The following is a 17,297-nucleotide window of genomic DNA, read 5'->3' as shown; positions in this document are numbered from 1 at the left end:
ATGTTTTATTAAGCAAAAAACTAAGTACGTGGTGCGAATGGAAGATTACATAACCTTGCTTCAACCAAACACGATACAACAAAATACATGGCTAGCCTTTATTGGCATCGTGTTGCTATCGTATTTGTTAGAAGATCTGGCCATTGTCACTGCAGCGGTAATGGCAAGCCAAGGTTCGATGCCTTTTGAAGTGGCGTTATTGGCTATCTTTGTTGGTATCGCCAGTGGTGATGCATTGTTGTACGCCTTTGGTGTATGGGCAAGACGTTGGAGATCTCTGCGTTACCGTTTATTGAATATGCCACTACTGCGTCAAGCCAGACGCCGATTAAAACATCACGCTATCATCAACATTGTAATCATCCGCTTTATTCCTGGTCTGCGCAGTGTGAGCTTTACTTTATGCGGCTACTTTCGCATTCCATTCCATCAATTCTTGATTGCGGTGTTATTGGCGACGGCCGCATGGACAGCCTTAGTCTTCAGCATTATTTATCAAGTAGGTAGCACAGAATATTTACAACAACATCCATTGAAATGGTTGCTTGGTCCGATCGCATTAATTTTATTATGGGGAGTAAATCGTATTGCAGGACATTCATTACACCGCAATAAAAAACGATCAAATCACAGCTTATCCGAGCTATCTCAATCTCACAGCATTTCAAAAGGGAAACTTTAATATGTATGTCAGTCCTGAATCCCAATCGGAGAGCATTTTGACGCAGCCTTCTTTGCCAAAAAATCAAGACACACCGAATAAAGGCATGCCGAAAATGGATGACTCTGGTAAGACAGTCTCTCGATTTGAGTTTTGGCCAACTTGGTTCTTCTATACACCAGTGGTTCTACAAAGCTTATGGTATGGCATCAAGTATCGCGATTTTCGCCTACCTTTAGTCGCCAACCCACACATCAAACTCAGCGGTATGGTTGGTGAATCTAAACAAGAAATTTTAGAACTCGCAGGGGATTACGCTAAACAATGGATCCCACCATTTGTCACTTTAACCAAGCAATCCGAATCAGAACGCTCTTCCTTATCCGCTCAATGGTTAGAGGCCAAACAAGCCATGATAAAAACAGGATTAAGCTACCCGATAGTTGCCAAGCCAGACCAAGGTTGTCGCGGTGTCGGTGTGCAATTAATGGAGTCCGACCAAGAGCTACAACAATACATCGCCGCTTTTCCTGACAAGGCTCGTTACATGCTGCAAAAAAAATCGCCTTATCAAGCCGAAGCAGGACTGTTCTATATCCGCTACCCCAACCAAGAAAAAGGCAAAGTATTCTCTATTACTCTTAAATATTCACCGGTAGTGGTGGGCACAGGAAAGCACACTCTGCGTCAATTAATCGAACAAGATCCACGTGCCAAACAACTTGCGCATTTATACCTACCTCGCCATCAAGATCAGCTCGAACAGGTTTTAGAACATGGCAAACCTTTCCAATTAGCATTTGCTGGTAGCCATTGTCGAGGCTGCATTTTCAAAAATGGCAACGCTTATATTACGAAGGCCCTTGCTGAAAAATTAGATCGTATTTTTGATGACTACCCTGGCTATCACTTTGGTCGTTTAGATGTGAAATTCAAAGATATTGAGTCCCTAATGCAGGGCAAAGATTTCGATATTTTAGAGATGAATGGTGCAAGCAGCGAAGCAGGACATATTTGGGATAGCAACACCCCACTCAAAGAGATTTTTTCTACCTTGCTTTATCAATATCGCTGCTTATATGAAATTGGAGCACTGCAACGAAAAGCCGGACATAAAGTGCCTACATTTCACGAATTATTCCGCGCATTAAAGCAAGAAAAACAATTGATTAAACACTACCCAGCTACGGATTAAAAAACGAATCAAAGGCTTTAAGCACACGCAGCTTAAACACTTTATAGAGAGTAAGAAGGTAAGGAATGTCGACATCTATGGCAGCATCACCAGACAATCACAATGCTCACCATCCATTAGTGAGTGCCAATCTTGAAGGCATTGAGCAAGCTCTGCAGTTACTTGGGCAACTTGATAAGACTCAATACATCTATATCGCCACGCCTTATGTGCAAAGCAGCATAGGGGCTCACTTGCGCCATATTAATGATATGTACTTTGCCCTGATGAGCTACCAGCAAGGGGTTATCGATTACGATCAACGTCGTCGCGGGGCATTAGTTGAAACTCAGCGAGAGGTAGGTATTGATGAGTTACAGGCAATTAAGCGCTGGTTACTCGCGCTAAACGAACAAGACTTAACAACGCCGGTCACCATCAAAAGTGAAACCTCAATTTATCAACAACAAATATGCCAAATGCCCTCAAGCCTACAGAGAGAGCTGTTATTTGTGTCGAGCCATACTACTCACCACTTCTCGGTAATGAGAGTCAATGCCGAAGCTTGCCAGATTAAAACCGATAGCATCTTTTCTTATGCGCCAGCGACCGCCAGTTATTTAAGGAGCCAATGCTAATGAGGAGTCTAGACTAATGTGTACCTTAACCTGGAGAATAACCGACAACGGTTATCAAGTGCTGTTTAATCGTGACGAGCAGAAAACTCGTTCGATTGCACTTCCGCCTCAAACCTTTCAACAAGATGATTGCTACGCATTAATGCCAATTGATCCAGATGGACAAGGCACGTGGATAGCCACCAACAACCACGGTTTTAGCTTGTGCTTACTGAATAATTATCAAGGCCAAATGCCGACTACCGTCAAAGAAAATAATGCCCTAAAAAGCCGAGGACAACTTGTACGCCAATTTGCTTTTTGCTTTAACGAGCAACAATTAGAAAAACAATTGAGGACGATTCGTTGGAGTGACTTCCCACCTTTTACTTTATTAATCTTCGATCTTAATAAGCTTCAAAGAAAACCAGAAGTTAGTGCCATTATCTGGGATGGTATTGAAGTCAAACACACTAAAAAAGAAAGCCCTATTACTTCATCTTCGTTTGAATTTGAGAAAGTCCAAGCCGCTCGAGTTACACATTTTAATCGCCAAACTAACTCACAATCCCAAGCGAGTTTATGTGAATTAATGAACTATCATTCTAGTCATGAACCACAAGCAGGTGCTCATTCGGTATGTATGCACCGTGATGATGCCCAAACCGTTAGCCTTACCATAATCAATGTCGATAGCAATCAAGTCACAATGGACTACCAACCTGGTGCACCATGCCAGCATCAGCCCTTCCATAATTCAGCGATTCCAAGAACCATCAAAATGGAGATACAACCATGAAAGCCTATTGGAAAACTCTAACCTTTATTTTGCTCGTTGTTAGCCAAGCGTTATTTAGCCCCCAAGTAATGGCGGAAAATGACCCTATTTATACTGGTTTCTTCAGCAATAAAGCGCTCGAAGGCTATGATACTGTGGCTTACTTTACCGAAGGCAAAGCGGTTGAAGGTAAAAGTAACTTTAAAGTGAAATACCAAGGTGCCGAGTGGTGGTTTATCAATAAAGAACACTTAGATATGTTTACTGATAACCCGGAGAAATATGCTCCACAATATGGTGGTTATTGCGCTTGGGCTATCGGAGAAAAAAATCAATTAGCACCAGGCGATCCACACCAATGGACTATCCATCAAGGCAAGCTCTACATCAACTACGACCAAAGCGTGCAAGATACCTGGCTACCTAAAAAAGACAGCTTCATCAAAGCCGCCGATCAAAACTGGCCAAGCATTTTGGATTAATCAAAGGGGTATACCCAAGTAACTTCAAGATGCGAGTTTCAGCAAGAATAAAACAAGCTGTAAAGAAATTGTAAGATCTAACCAGTAAATTATCTCAATCGTGGAAGTGATAGCTGCTATCTAGGAGCTCAATATGCAAACTAGTCCTTTTCGTTTACCCTGCGTGACCCCTTTTCGCCTACTCGAACGTGCGGCAGAAAGAGTGACTGGGTTGCACACTTTAGATACCTACTATCAACAATTACCAAGGCATCTCAATACAAAAAGCTTTTTACGTCATACCTTAGAAAAGTTAGGCGTACAATATCAAATTGCTTCCGGGCATCTCAGTAATATTCCTGCCACGGGACCACTTGTGATCGTCGCCAACCATCCACTCGGCGCAGTGGAAGGTGTCATATTGGCAGAAATGCTGTTACAGGTTCGTCCTGATGTAAAAATATTGGCCAATCAGTTTTTAAAGAGGCTGCCAGAATTAGCACCGCTCTTTATTAGTGTCGATGTGTTTGAAGGCAAAAATGCCGTCAGTGCCAATATCAAAGCGTTACGTGAAGGACTACAGCATTTACAAAACGGTGGTGTCTTATTGGTTTTTCCAGCAGGTGAAGTCTCTACTTTTGATAAACAGGGCCAACTCAATGACAAACCTTGGAGTCGTTCAGTCGCTAAATTGATCAAACGTAGCAATGCCAACGCACTCGCTATGCATATCAACGGCCATAATAGTAAGCCTTTTTATTGGGCAGGTATGGTTCATCCTTACTTGCGAACTGCAATGCTAGGCCGAGAAATGTTAAATAAAAAACAACAAGTTATTGATATTTCCATTGGTGAGTTGATTGATAAAAAAGAGATTGAGAGCTTATCTTGCGAGCAACACATCGTTGATTATCTGAGGTTAAATACTTACTTACTGGCTCCTAGAGCCGAACATCAAGCCCCTAGCTTGCCCCATCAAACACCAGTGATCGCACCGATCTTACAGGATCAATTGATCTCAGATATTCACGGACTACCAACATCAGCTCACCTCTTAAACTTTAAAAACTTTGATGTTTATTGTGCCAAATTTGAAGAGATCCCAAACATCGTATTGGAAATTGGTCGAATTAGGGAAGCGAACTTTCGCTTAGTCAATGAAGGCACAGGTAAAGAGTGTGATTTTGATGAATTCGACCACTACTACCAGCACCTATTCATTTGGGATAACGAAGCCCAGCGATTAGTCGGCGCATATCGACTCGGATTAACCGATCACATTTTGCAAAATAAAGGCGTGAAAGGTTTATATTCTCGAACCCTCTTCCAATTTGATGAAACGCTGATCAATCAATTTGGTCATGCTATTGAAATGGGTCGTTCGGTTATCGACCTACCCTACCAACGTAGTCTCACTGCATTACTACTATTATGGAAAGGCATTGCTACTTACGCTTATCGAAATCCACAATATACTCACTTATTTGGCCCGGTCAGTATTAGCAGTGAATACAGCCCTACCGCTCGAGAATTAATGGTGTCCACCCTTGAAATGCATCATTTTGATCAAGACAGTGCTAGCTTAGTGAAGGCCAGTAACCCACTTAAAAAAAGCAAGAACAGCTTCTGGCGAGCTGACATGTTGTCGTCACTAGCCGATATTCAATTACTCTCCAAAGTACTCACTCGTTTAGGACAAAAAAGCATTCCTGTACTACTCAAGCAATACCTCAACCTTAATGGCAAATTGATCAGCTTTAATGTCGATAAAGACTTTAATGATGCACTTGATGGCTTAATTGTAGTTGATCTACGTAAAGTGCCGCAGCGTACTTTAGCGAAATATATGGGGAAGGAAGAAAGTGCGGAGTACTTGGAAAAGCATAAGAATACGTAACTAGGACGCTTCGCGTGTCGTCGCTCGAATCTCGGAAAAGAAAAAAGCCGATAACAATAATATTTATCGGCTTAGTTAAATCACTACAGAATCATCGAGTTACGAGCAGCGTAGCGCCCAAGAAGCGAAGCACTCGATCAACGTTCCCCTACATCCCAAATACCCAAGCAGCCAGCGTGTAACTTAACGCTGTGATAATGAAAATGCCCATGATATTCAATGCAAAGCCTGCACGAATCATCTCTTTGATTTTAAGCTGACCAGAAGCAAAGACGATACTGTTTGGTGGTGTGGCTACCGGCATCATAAAGGCACAACTTGCCGCGAGTGCTGCTGGGATCGCTAGCATCATTGGGCCTTCCCCCATGGCAATGGCTATTGGGCCGAGTAACGGCAGGAAGCCTGCTGCCGTAGCGGTATTACTGGTCACTTCGGTTAAGAAGATAATTGCCGCAGTAACAATCAGCATCACAACAATAATCGGCATACCATTAGTGGCGCCTAGGCTATCGCCAATGAAATCGGCTAAACCAGATGATTTAATCTGCGCCGCTAAACTTAAGCCGCCACCAAATAGCAATAGTACGCCCCAAGGCAACTTCTTAGTGCTTTCCCAATCTAATATAAACTCTTGTTTTTTCACATTTACCGGAATAACAAACAGTAGTAAAGCAGCAAAAATCGCGATACTGGTATCGTTAATTGGCAAGCCAGTCCATTTAGCAAGCAATGGGCGAATAATCCAGCTAATAGCAGCACCGACAAAAATTACCGCCACCCATTTTTCACCTTTACTTAATTTACCCAATAACTGCAATTGATTTTTCAATAAGCTGCGCGCATCACCCGCTTCTTCATTCGGCAGCTTATAAGACACTTTAGTTAGCCATACCCAAGCCAGTGTCAGCATCACAATCGTCAATGGTAAGCCCACCATCATCCAGCGACCGAAGCCTAGTTCAATTTGATAAGTGTTAGAGAGATATGCCGCAAGCAAAGCATTTGGTGGGGTACCGATTAAGGTCGCAAGCCCACCAATACTTGCGGAGTAAGCAATACCGAGTAATAGTGCACTAGCAAACTGTGGATTTTTATCGCCTTTTTCGCCGCATACCATGCCAATTATCGACATCCCAATCGGCAACATCATCACAGCCGTCGCGGTATTACTCATCCACATAGAAAGAAACGCTGTAACCAACATTAACCCTCCGACTTGATGTGCAGGTTTATTGCCCACGGCTAACATGGCAATCAGTGCTACGCGTCGATGCAAGTTCCATTTTTCCATCGCAATCGACAACATAAAACCACCCAAAAATAAGAAAATTAATGGGTTAGCATAGGCTGCGGTGGCAGTTTTAATATCCGCAGTACCAAGTAGCGGTGAGAGAATGATCGGTAAAAACGATGTAACAGGAATCGGCGCAGCTTCGGTTACCCACCAAATAGCCATAAACGTTGCTAAGCCAATCATACGCCAAGCTGGCTCACTTAATCCTTCAAATGGCGCAGGAAAGATAAGCGTTAAAATAAGAACCAAAGGACCGAGAATTAAACCTACATAACGCGAACCGCCAGGGATTGATTCTTCTTTTGTTAATACTGACATAACTTCGTCACCTTATGATGCATATTATACGGTTGATTATGCTGTACTTTTAAAGCATATCTTATTGAAAGAGAACCCTGAAAAGAACAGTTCGTGATCAAGGTGTAACTTATTGTTTCATAAATGTGATCACTTTAACCTTTATTTTGTTATGGTTAATTTAAATACCTAAAAAAAGAGCCCAAGCATTCAAACTTGGGCTCCCATTCAGTTATTATCGGTTATTCATTTTTATTGAAGATAAGCGTTTAACATCCAGCTTTCTTTTTCTTGCTGACTAATATAGTCACTCATTAATGAAACCGTACCTTCATCATCAACATCAGCGGCTGTTTTTACAATTTGACGTTGTTTAGTCAGTAATACTCGGTAAGCCGATAAGATATTACCCACCGCTTCAGTACCATTCGACACATTCAAGGTTTCTTCCAGATCTGACATCTCTAAATAACGAGAGAAAGCATGTACCGGTGTGCCACCTAGTGTCAAAATACGCTCAGCAATTTCATCTACTTTCAGTACTAAATCGTTATAAATCTCTTCAAATTTTGCATGCAATTCAAAGAAATCACGACCTTTAATGTTCCAATGATAACCACGTACATTGGTATAGAGAATTTGGTAATCCGCCAATAGTTGATTGAGATCATCCACCAATGTAGCCGTTTGTTGTTTATTTAAACCAATCATATTCTTTTCCATTATCGCCTCTCTTATTGAGTAGTGATTAACTTTGCTATGGACATAGAATAGCCCTTACAGTTAATAAGGGCTAATGGATTGAATATATCGATTTGATAGGTATAAGCTATTAGTCATTTAGAAGTGATTAAACCGCTTACTCACTATCTAATAACCCATCAATTGGTTTGCTATGAATTCTTGAGCTCTTAAACATGGCTTTATTACCAGTCTCTTCTTCAGCCCAAAAATTAATATTAAATTGAGCATCATCGCTAAGTTCAACACGATGCCAATATTGAGGTGGACTAGTGGCAAACGAACCAGCATTAATTACCACGACTTGTTCTGGCTCAGTAGCTTCTTCATTTGCAAAACCATAAAAAGTAACCGTTCCTTGCATTACACAGATCTGCCCAAACACTCCGGCAGCCGTATTGTGATGGGTAATTAACGCTTTAGGTACATTATCTTTAGTAAAAAAGTGAGTAGAACGTCGGATTTTCCAATGTTTTGGAATGACTAAATGGCTCATATATTCCCCTTAATTACCGATTAATATCATGATCGATATCGCGGTTTAGTGAACTTATTTTCTTGAGTATGGCAGCACTATTACTTTAATCCTAAGCGTCTTGCTAGTCGATGCAAATTACCACTGTCAATTTTCAACTCACGAGCGGTAGCAGACCAGTTCTGCTGATTATTGTTTAGCGCATCCATAATCACTTGCGCCTGAAATGTTTCAGTAGCCACTTTTAGACCCAAAGAATAGTCCTTAGCTATATCAGAATTAACGGTATCCGCTAGCTGATTTTGATTCTCAATGCCTTGTAATGAGGTAGATTCTGCTTGTATTAATTCAAAATGATGAGGTTGTAAACTAATCGGGCTAGACTGGTTATTTTCTGTTTTTGCTAATACGGCCGCGCGGTGGATAGCATGTTCGAGCTGACGAATATTACCCGGCCAACTATATTGGCCCAATAACTGCAAAGTCGCAGGAGAAATACTTAAATGATTCAAATTTAGTTTGTGTTTGCACTTTTCAATAAAAAAGCCACTCAATAACGTAATATCTCCTGTTCGCTCTCTAAGCGCTGGAACATGAATAGGAAAGACACTTAAGCGGTGATATAAATCAGCCCTAAACTTGCCGTTCACCACATCTCGATGCAAATCTCGATTCGTTGCTGCCACAATGCGGGTATTCACTTTAAGTACGCTGTCATCACCAACCCGCTGCAAGTCACCATACTGCAATACTCGCAATAACTTAGATTGCAATCCTAAAGGCAATTCACCGACTTCATCTAAAAATAGCGTGCCATTATCGGCTAATTCAAACTTCCCTTTACGGTGACTAATCGCGCCAGTAAAGGCACCTTTTACATGACCAAATAACTCACTTTCCGCCACCGACTCAGGTAAAGCCGCACAGTTTAAATACACTAGGTTTTGTTTAGAACGGTTCGATTGATTATGAATAGCTGTCGCGACCAGTTCCTTACCAACTCCCGTTTCTCCCATAATCAAAACAGAAAGATCTGTATTAGCAACTGCTTGAATCTGCATTCTTAAATCCATCATTGCGCCCGACTGCCCAATCATCTCCTCACCTAAGTTAATTTCTTTGGTGATATGAGAGTCAGCATCACTAGTATTAACGACCTGTGACTCTAATTGCTTTACTAATAAGGAGGTATGTAAACTTGCCGCAGCCAGTGCACTAATAGTTCGTAAGTTACCATCGGTAAAGGTATCAAACTGATGAGCATCAAAACCATCAATCGTCAGCGCACCAATTAAATGACCATGTGCAATTAACGGTAGCCCAACACAGGCATGGACATGCAACTTATCCCCTTTATTAGGGATCAATCCATCATAAGGATCAGCAATATCACTATCGGCTGGAAAACGAACCACATCACCCGCTCGTGCAATCGCTTCTAAACGAGGGTGCTCATCAAGATTAAATCGTCGTCCCATCACTTCATCATATAAGCCATCAATCGCTAATGGCACAAACTGTTGATTCCGATAGGCAAGCAATGCCGCTGCATCACAATTTAAAATATTTCTTAATACTTCTAAAAGACGATCAAAGCGGTCTTGATTGGATATTCCTAACGTCAAATCAAGTGCAAGTTGAGTGATTTGAGAATGAAATTTCTGCATTTACCTTCCTTCTTTAAATATTATGTCAATATGACACACAAAGTGTCCTTTTGACATCAATATATTCGTGTCATTATGACAGCTAAAATAAAGAAAAAAACATAACCAATTGAATTTAAATTATTTTTAAAGTTGGCACGCATACTGCAATTATATGAATAACAAGTTTATTAATTTACTTTTTATCGAAATTTAGAATTCATACTTAGGAGTCATTTATGTCTATTCATGTTAAAAATAACATCCACTGGGTTGGTCAACGTGATTGGGAAGTACAAAACTTCCATGGTACAGAATATAAAATCACACGTGGTACCAGTTATAACAGCTATCTAATTAAAGAAGAAAAAACTGTTTTAATCGATACCGTCGATCACCGTTTTAGTCAACAGTTCGTCCAAAACTTGGAAATGGAAATTGATCTTAACGAGATTGATTACATCGTTATCAACCATGCAGAAGAAGATCACGCAGGTGCTCTAGGTGCACTCTTAGCCAAAATCCCTAATACTCCAATTTATTGTACCGAGAATGCTGTTGATTCAATCACAGGTCACCACCACCAGCCTGATTGGAATTTTAATGTAGTTAAGACCGGTGACAGTATCGATTTAGGTAATGGCAAAGCACTTGTCTTTGTCGAATCTCCGATGCTGCATTGGCCAGATAGCATGATGACTTATATGACAGGAGATGCCGTACTGTTTAGTAACGATGCATTTGGTCAGCATTACTGTGATGAACACCTATTTAATGATGAAGTGGATCAAGTTGAGCTTTATGAGCAATGCTTACGTTATTACGCCAACATTTTGACACCATTTAGTCCATTAGTGACCTCAAAAATCAAAGAAGTACTTAGCCTTGAGCTACCCGTTGATATGATCGCAACGGCTCACGGTATTGTATGGCGTGATAACCCAACTCAAATTATTCACCAATATTTAGAATGGGCCGATAACTACCAAGAAGACCGTATCACTTTATTTTATGACTCAATGTCGAATAATACTCGCATGATGGCCGATGCTATTGCTCAAGGTATTAATGATGTAGATCCAAATGTGGCGGTTAAAGTGTTTAACGTCTCTTTGCACGATAAAAACGAAATCTTATCTAATGTATTCCGTTCAAAAGGTATCTTGGTTGGCTCTTCTACCATGAATAATGTCATGATGCCAAAAGTGGCTGGCATGCTAGAAGAAATCACAGGATTACGCTTTAAAAATAAAAAAGCTGCGGCATTTGGTAGTTATGGCTGGAATGGCGGTGCAGTTGACCGTATCCACACACGCTTGATGGACTGTGGATTTGAAACAGCAATTAGTAAAAAAACCAAATGGCGTCCTGATGGCAAAGCAATGCAAGAATGTCGTGATTATGGTCGTCAAATTGCAAAAGAATGGGCATTGCACGATCTGTCACATGTGAATCATTCAGCGCCTAAAAATGTCACTAATATCATGACAAACAAAGCAGTTTCTCAACCTGCCAATGTTATTGAAGCAACTAACGTAGAACCAGTGAATAACACAAACTCGTCAGCAGAGGATCAGCAAGCGATGTTATGTACCGTTTGCCAATGGGTCTATGAGCCTGAGCTTGGTGAACCAAACCAAGGTGTTGAGCCTGGAACCACTTGGAATCACGTACCTGAAGATTTCTTATGCCCTGAATGTGGCATTGGTAAAGAAGTGTTTGAACCTTGTGCAAGCAGATTAAGCAACAATATCGATAAAAATAATCAATCTCAGGTGGCGTAATGAGTAATCCAATTATAATCATAGGCAGTGGTTTCGCTGCCTATCAACTAGTGAAGGCATTACGCCGTTCAGATAAACAAGCGCCAATTACAGTGATTACCGCTGATGATGGCCATGACTATAATAAGCCCGATCTTAGCCATGTGTTTACCAACAAACACAATGCAGATGCGCTTATTCGACAAACTGCAGATAACTTCGCACAAGATAATGAAATCGTAATCTACACTCAAACCAAAGTGGAAACGATTGATCACCATGCACAATGCGTGACAACAACCAAAGGTGATGTTCTTAGTTATTCAAAATTAGTACTGGCAACCGGTGCTTCAACCTTTATACCACCAATGAATGGTTCAGCAGTAAAGAATGTGATAACGCTCAATAGCCGTATAGAGTACCAAGCAGCACAGAATAAATTGGATCAAGCAGAGCATGTACTCATTATTGGTGCGGGCCTAATTGGCACTGAATTAGCAATGGATCTCTCCACATCAGGTAAAACTGTGTCGGTTGTTGATCCGTGTAACAGCATAATGCAAACCCTGTTACCTGATGCTATTTCGGCACCTTTACAGCAAAAGTTAATACAAGGTGGCGTGAAGTTATATTTAAATAATACCGTACAAACACTCGAACAAACGGACTTTGGCATCGAAATCACTCTCCATTCTGGTGAACAATTTCTTGTCGATAGTGTTATTTCAGCTTCAGGACTCAAGCCCAACATCCACCTGGCACAACAGGCTGGATTAACGGTAGATAAAGGCATCATAGTCAATCGTCAATTACAAACATCCGACTCAAATATCTATGCTCTTGGTGATTGTGCTCAAATTGAAAATAAAGTTCTCTCTTATTTGCAGCCAACCTTATTAAGTGCCAACGTATTAGCTAAGGTCTTATTACAAACAGAAAGCCAAACCGCCACATTAAAATTGCCAGCAATGCTCGTAAAAGTAAAAACACCTAATCTACCAATTCAATTAGCAGGGCATACAGGCCAGTCGGTTCAAAAATGGTCGATTGAATTAGATAAGGAAGGCATCACCGCCCGTGCGTTTGATGACAGTAATAATCTAGTCGGCTTTATCACAACTCAAAATCACATGAGTAATGCCTTGAAAATGCTAAAAACATTACCTGCATTGGTATAAATAAGGCTAAGGGAGGATATATGAAAGTGCTAAATCATTATATATATGAACTGCAAACATCATGGGCTAAATGGTCAGCTAACACAGTAAACCGTCGAAACCTGCATAAGCCAAGAGATTGCGAACTAGAGTCCTCTCCACTTCATCATGAACTGGCTTGTGAATATTATCAGATAACAACCAAGTAAGTTCCTTTAGGCTATATCGATACAACATAAGTGGTCAATCTAAGACTTCTTATGTTGTGTTGACCGCCTGAACTACTTGTTACGACTTGGGTAAAAACCTACACCCACTGCCCTGCAACAAAACCAGAGGCCCATGCCCACTGAAAGTTGTACCCTCCGAGCCAACCGCTGACATCCATCACCTCACCGATAAAATACAAACCTTGTACGCTATTACATTGCATGGTTTTTGATGACAGGTGTTTAGTGTCAACGCCGCCTAGTGTTACTTCTGCGGTGCGATAACCTTCGGTGCCATTAGGGAGAACTTGCCAATTTTGTAGTTGCTGATCGATGGCTTGCAATTGGTTTTGGTTGAACTGTTTAAGAGGTTTGTCTTCCAACATTTTACGCTCAATCAGCACTTCAACTAAACGCTTAGGCAGCACTTTGGCTAAGGTGTTTTTTAGGCTTTGATTGGGATGTTTTTCACGAGATTGGGTTAATAATTCTAAAACATCCGCTTCTGGGATCAGGTTGATGGTAACGGTTTGACCCGGCTGCCAGTACGAAGAAATTTGTAATACCGATGGGCCAGATAGACCACGGTGAGTAAACAGCAAAGCTTCTTTGAAGACCGTACCATCTTGCGCAGTAATTTCAGATGGGATAGCAATACCGGAAAGTTCGGCAAAGTCTTCTTTATCTTCTTTGTGTAGCGTAAATGGGACGAGTCCAGCGGTGGTATTAAGCACTGACAAACCAAATTGCTCTGCGACTTTATAGCCAAATGGCGTTGCGCCGAGTTTTGGCATCGAAAGCCCACCGGTTGCCACCACTAGCGATTCACAAGTGATTTCATCGTTGTTGGCTTTAAAACGAAAGCCGCTATCGGTTTTTTCAATATCGTGAATATCACAACGGTAGCGCTGCGAAACATTTGGGTAGTCACATTCCTTGAGTAGCATATCAACGATTTGCTTCGCGGAATCGACACAGAATAATTGGCCGTGTTCACGCTCTTCAAACTCAATGCCGTATTTCGACACTAGGCTGATAAAATCCCAGTTGGTGTATTGCGATAGAGCGGATTTCACAAAATGCGGATTTTGGCAGAGGTAGTTATTGGCACTGACATCGTAATTAGTGAAGTTACAACGACCACCACCAGAGATAAGAATTTTACGCCCAGGCTTTTTAGCATGATCGATCACTAAGGTTGTGCGACCTCGTTTTCCCGCTTCCGCTGCGCACATTAAGCCCGCGGCACCAGCACCGATAATCACCACATCATAATGAATACTCATAACTACTTCTCTTGCACTGCGGCCTATATACCCAAGTGACGTCAAGATGCAGAACTCAGAGCTATCATCCAAACCTTTAGGCAAGGAAGATTGGCGAAGGAATGTCAGCACCTTTCAAACCAATATATAATAATAGGCAAAATAAAAGGACGCGCGATTTTAACGCACATCCTTTCAATGTCACATCATTTGTTGAGTAGAAAGAGTGAAAGCTAAACCATAAAGGCCATCAATAAAGTAAACCCAGCTAAACCGGAAGTTAACACAAACAGTTCGCGAACTTTACTGCATTTATTAATAAAGACTTCTTCATGGTGATGAAGGTATTCTTTATCTTTCAGATAGTGATAGAGGCGAACTTGCTTGGTCATATTGCCGTGAGTGCTAAAAAAGCCACGGCCATCGACTTGCTGATAAAGAAGAGGATGCGCTTCTCTCATAATAAAAATGAGCGAGCGAAGTGCGGTGATATAACGCACTAAATTAATAAGGGTAACAATGGATAACGCGGTTAATAGTATATCTGCACTGATCATCTTTCCCTCCAAACATCATAAATGGCAGGAGGAAAAGACAATCTCAACAACCGTTACATTGCCTTTACTTTTCTCGACCCATTAAACAGTCGTAGAACCTGCCATCACAGATGATGAACCTTGTTTTGCTAATTCAGCTAAGTCTTTATCAATGAAGAACAAGGCCTTGCCATCTTCACCAACCAACTCAAGCTTGTCTAAAATCCCTTTAAACAATTTTTCTTCTTCGTGTTGCTCTGCCACGTACCACTGCAAAAAGTTAAAGGTTGAGTAATCTTGACTAGTAAAAGCTAAGTGAGCCAATTTATTGATACATTGAGTGATCATTTGCTCATGTTTATAAGTTTCACGGAACACATCACCTAAGCTATCGAAATCATGTTTTGGTGCATCAATCGCACCTAGAATTGGTAAGCCACCCGTTTCACTCACATAAGTAAACAAACGCTGCATGTGTTCCATTTCTTCCGTAGCATGAGTACGTAGAAACTCTGCTGCACCTTCGAAGCCTTTATCTTCACACCAAGCACTCATCTGTAAGTATAGATTAGATGAGAAAAATTCTAGATTAATTTGCTCATTCAATTGTTCAACCATTGCTTTAGACAGCATTTGTGACTCCTTCAATATTTTGATACACACCTCCACAAACTATAACACGGCCTATACGTTAGTAACATCAAGATGCAAAACTCACCGTTGGTATCTTGAAGTAACTTAGGGATAAATAGCCACTCTCAACCATATGTATGTATACCAACAAATGGTTTGTTGTATTAATGGAAAGTCATTTATCACCTCAAAATGTAAGAAATAGTGAGAGATAAGCAACACTTTTTGCGCTATGTTAATGATAGTCTCAATACAGAGCCAGTGCTTAAAACATTAACCATTAAGCTCTGAAATAATGATAATTGGAGAGCGCATTATGACGTACAAACATATCCTTGTAGCTGTAGACCTATCTGATGACAGCGTTATTCTCGTCAATAAAGCCGCCGCATTAGCCAAAGCCTGCGACGCTAAATTGTCGCTGATTCACATTGATGTCAATTTCACAGACATGTACACCGGTTTCATGGAAATCAATTTTGCCGAAACCCAAAATGCCATGCTTGAAGCAGCACAGAAAAAAATTCAAACTCTTGTAGAGAACATTGATTTTCCGATTACCGAAACCATCGTATCAAGCGGTGATTTATGTAATGAAATTTCCCATGCAATTGAACTACAACATGTCGATTTAGTGTTATGTGGTCACCATAAAGATTTTTGGAGTAAGTTACTTTCCACTTCTCGCCAGCTCATTAATGATACATCTGTTGATATGCTGATCGTACCTTTAGAGGACTAATATGTTTTCAATTTAAATTAATGTAAACTTAAAAAACAATTTTTGGTTTACACTCAATTTAAGTTGGTGAGTTATGTTCTATCTTTCTGCGGTCACTCTTTTGTGGGCGTTTTCATTTAGCTTGATCGGCGTCTATCTTGCCGGTCAAGTTGACGCTTGGTTTTCTGTTTGGATGCGTATTGCCCTTGCTGGCCTAATCTTTCTTCCTTTCCTTCAATTTAAAGACATTCCAGCAAAGCTAATCGGTAAATTGATGGCGATTGGTGGTATTCAACTTGGATTGATGTACTGCTTTTATTACCAATCATTTCTGTTACTTTCCGTACCCGAAGTTTTGTTATTCACTGTCTTCACACCTATCTATGTGACACTTATTTATGATCTGCTGAAAGGTCGCTTCTCACCTTGGTATTTGTTAACTGCCGTTATTGCTGTTGCGGGTGCTGCCATTATTAAATTTGCCGGTATCAATGAAAGCTTTCTAAGTGGTTTCTTAGTCGTACAAGGTGCCAATATTTGTTTTGCCTTAGGTCAAGTCGGCTATAAGCATGTCATGGAACAAAATAAGGTTGAAATCTCACAACGCACAGTATTTGGATACTTCTATATTGGCGCATTTGTCGTGGCCTCTATCGCTTTTGCTTTAATGGGGAATACCGACAAACTGCCAACCACTAACTTGCAATGGGGAATTTTGACCTATTTAGGTTTAATTGCTTCGGGGCTAGGGTATTTCTTGTGGAATAAAGGCGCTTGTCTAGTTAACGCCGGCGCATTGGCGGTAATGAATAATGCACTAGTACCGGCAGGGTTAATCGTCAATATCGTGATTTGGAATCGAGATGTGGATTTAACCCGTTTATTACTCGGGGGTGCGGTGATTATGTTGTCACTGTGGGTTAATGAGACTTGGGTAAAACGTAAAACACTGGCGTGTAGCGTATAAACCGA

The 17,297-nt window shown here is 40.9% G+C and carries 17 protein-coding genes; 10 read left to right on the top strand and 7 right to left on the bottom strand.

Features of this window, described 5'->3' with window-relative positions; all coding sequences use genetic code 11:
• The first annotated feature begins 37 nt into the window (after positions 1-37).
• From QQJ93_RS08600 to QQJ93_RS08575, 6 genes are all read left to right on the top strand, one after another.
• On the top strand, positions 38-682 hold the full coding sequence (locus tag QQJ93_RS08600) for a DedA family protein (protein ID WP_089124996.1): 645 nt from the start codon (positions 38-40) through the stop codon (positions 680-682).
• Positions 683-767: 85 nt separating this feature from the next.
• Entirely contained in the window at positions 768-1,856 is a 1,089-nt protein-coding gene (locus QQJ93_RS08595; protein ID WP_089125051.1) for a D-alanine--D-alanine ligase, read from the top strand.
• 65 nt (positions 1,857-1,921) lie between these two features.
• Positions 1,922-2,473 (top strand): DinB family protein, encoded by a 552-nt coding sequence (locus tag QQJ93_RS08590; protein ID WP_089124997.1) that lies wholly within the window; start codon positions 1,922-1,924, stop codon positions 2,471-2,473.
• A gap of 16 nt (positions 2,474-2,489) precedes the next feature.
• On the top strand, positions 2,490-3,251 hold the full coding sequence (locus tag QQJ93_RS08585; RefSeq protein WP_089124998.1) for an NRDE family protein: 762 nt from the start codon (positions 2,490-2,492) through the stop codon (positions 3,249-3,251).
• Positions 3,248-3,712: a YHS domain-containing (seleno)protein gene (locus QQJ93_RS08580; RefSeq protein ID WP_089124999.1), complete on the top strand. Its 465-nt coding sequence runs from the start codon at positions 3,248-3,250 to the stop codon at positions 3,710-3,712. Before QQJ93_RS08585 ends, QQJ93_RS08580 begins: the two co-directional genes overlap by 4 nt.
• Before the next feature lie 133 nt (positions 3,713-3,845).
• A complete protein-coding gene (locus QQJ93_RS08575) occupies positions 3,846-5,588 on the top strand; it encodes a bifunctional lysophospholipid acyltransferase family protein/GNAT family N-acetyltransferase (protein ID WP_089125000.1) in 1,743 nt (580 codons plus the stop codon).
• A 148-nt stretch (positions 5,589-5,736) separates the two neighbouring features.
• Here QQJ93_RS08575 and QQJ93_RS08570 read toward each other — a convergent pair whose 3' ends face one another.
• From QQJ93_RS08570 to norR, 4 genes are all read right to left on the bottom strand, one after another.
• Positions 5,737-7,200: an SLC13 family permease gene (locus QQJ93_RS08570; protein ID WP_089125001.1), complete on the bottom strand. Its 1,464-nt coding sequence runs from the start codon at positions 7,198-7,200 to the stop codon at positions 5,737-5,739.
• Positions 7,201-7,431: 231 nt separating this feature from the next.
• Positions 7,432-7,902, bottom strand: coding sequence for a Dps family protein (locus QQJ93_RS08565; protein WP_089125002.1), 471 nt, complete (start codon positions 7,900-7,902; stop codon positions 7,432-7,434).
• 136 nt (positions 7,903-8,038) lie between these two features.
• Positions 8,039-8,416: a TehB family protein gene (locus QQJ93_RS08560; protein WP_089125003.1), complete on the bottom strand. Its 378-nt coding sequence runs from the start codon at positions 8,414-8,416 to the stop codon at positions 8,039-8,041.
• A gap of 80 nt (positions 8,417-8,496) precedes the next feature.
• Complete coding sequence (norR, locus tag QQJ93_RS08555; RefSeq protein ID WP_089125004.1) at positions 8,497-10,062, bottom strand: nitric oxide reductase transcriptional regulator NorR; 1,566 nt, start codon at positions 10,060-10,062, stop codon at positions 8,497-8,499.
• Between the two features lie 218 nt (positions 10,063-10,280).
• Here norR and norV point away from each other — a divergent pair, with 218 nt between their 5' ends.
• A complete protein-coding gene (gene norV / locus QQJ93_RS08550) occupies positions 10,281-11,825 on the top strand; it encodes an anaerobic nitric oxide reductase flavorubredoxin (protein WP_089125005.1) in 1,545 nt (514 codons plus the stop codon).
• Entirely contained in the window at positions 11,825-12,982 is a 1,158-nt protein-coding gene (gene norW, locus QQJ93_RS08545) for an NADH:flavorubredoxin reductase NorW (RefSeq protein ID WP_089125006.1), read from the top strand. The genes norV and norW overlap by 1 nt, the downstream gene beginning before the upstream one ends.
• Positions 12,983-13,268: 286 nt before the next feature.
• Here the strand turns inward: norW and QQJ93_RS08540 are convergent, their stop codons facing one another.
• The 3 genes from QQJ93_RS08540 to ftnA all read right to left on the bottom strand — a co-directional run bounded on the left by QQJ93_RS08540 (position 13,269) and on the right by ftnA (position 15,604).
• Positions 13,269-14,456 carry a BaiN/RdsA family NAD(P)/FAD-dependent oxidoreductase gene (locus tag QQJ93_RS08540; RefSeq protein WP_089125007.1) on the bottom strand — a complete coding sequence of 396 codons (1,188 nt, stop codon included), beginning with the start codon at positions 14,454-14,456 and terminating at the stop codon, positions 13,269-13,271.
• A gap of 212 nt (positions 14,457-14,668) precedes the next feature.
• Entirely contained in the window at positions 14,669-14,992 is a 324-nt protein-coding gene (gene uspB, locus QQJ93_RS08535; protein ID WP_089125008.1) for a universal stress protein UspB, read from the bottom strand.
• 81 nt (positions 14,993-15,073) lie between these two features.
• The gene (gene ftnA / locus QQJ93_RS08530) at positions 15,074-15,604 is read right to left on the bottom strand and encodes a non-heme ferritin (protein ID WP_089125009.1); all 531 of its coding nucleotides are present in this window, start codon (positions 15,602-15,604) and stop codon (positions 15,074-15,076) included.
• 316 nt (positions 15,605-15,920) lie between these two features.
• Between ftnA and QQJ93_RS08525 the strand changes: the two genes are divergently transcribed.
• Both QQJ93_RS08525 and QQJ93_RS08520 read left to right on the top strand, forming a co-directional pair.
• Positions 15,921-16,346, top strand: a complete 426-nt coding sequence (locus QQJ93_RS08525) for a universal stress protein (protein ID WP_089125010.1) — start codon at positions 15,921-15,923, stop codon at positions 16,344-16,346.
• 73 nt (positions 16,347-16,419) lie between these two features.
• Complete coding sequence (locus tag QQJ93_RS08520) at positions 16,420-17,292, top strand: carboxylate/amino acid/amine transporter (protein ID WP_089125011.1); 873 nt, start codon at positions 16,420-16,422, stop codon at positions 17,290-17,292.
• Positions 17,293-17,297 lie beyond the last annotated feature (5 nt).

This window comes from Vibrio algivorus (assembly GCF_030161215.1).
Taxonomy (GTDB): Bacteria; Pseudomonadota; Gammaproteobacteria; order Enterobacterales; family Vibrionaceae; genus Vibrio; species Vibrio algivorus.
This window is presented reverse-complemented; position numbering and strand designations above follow the sequence as displayed.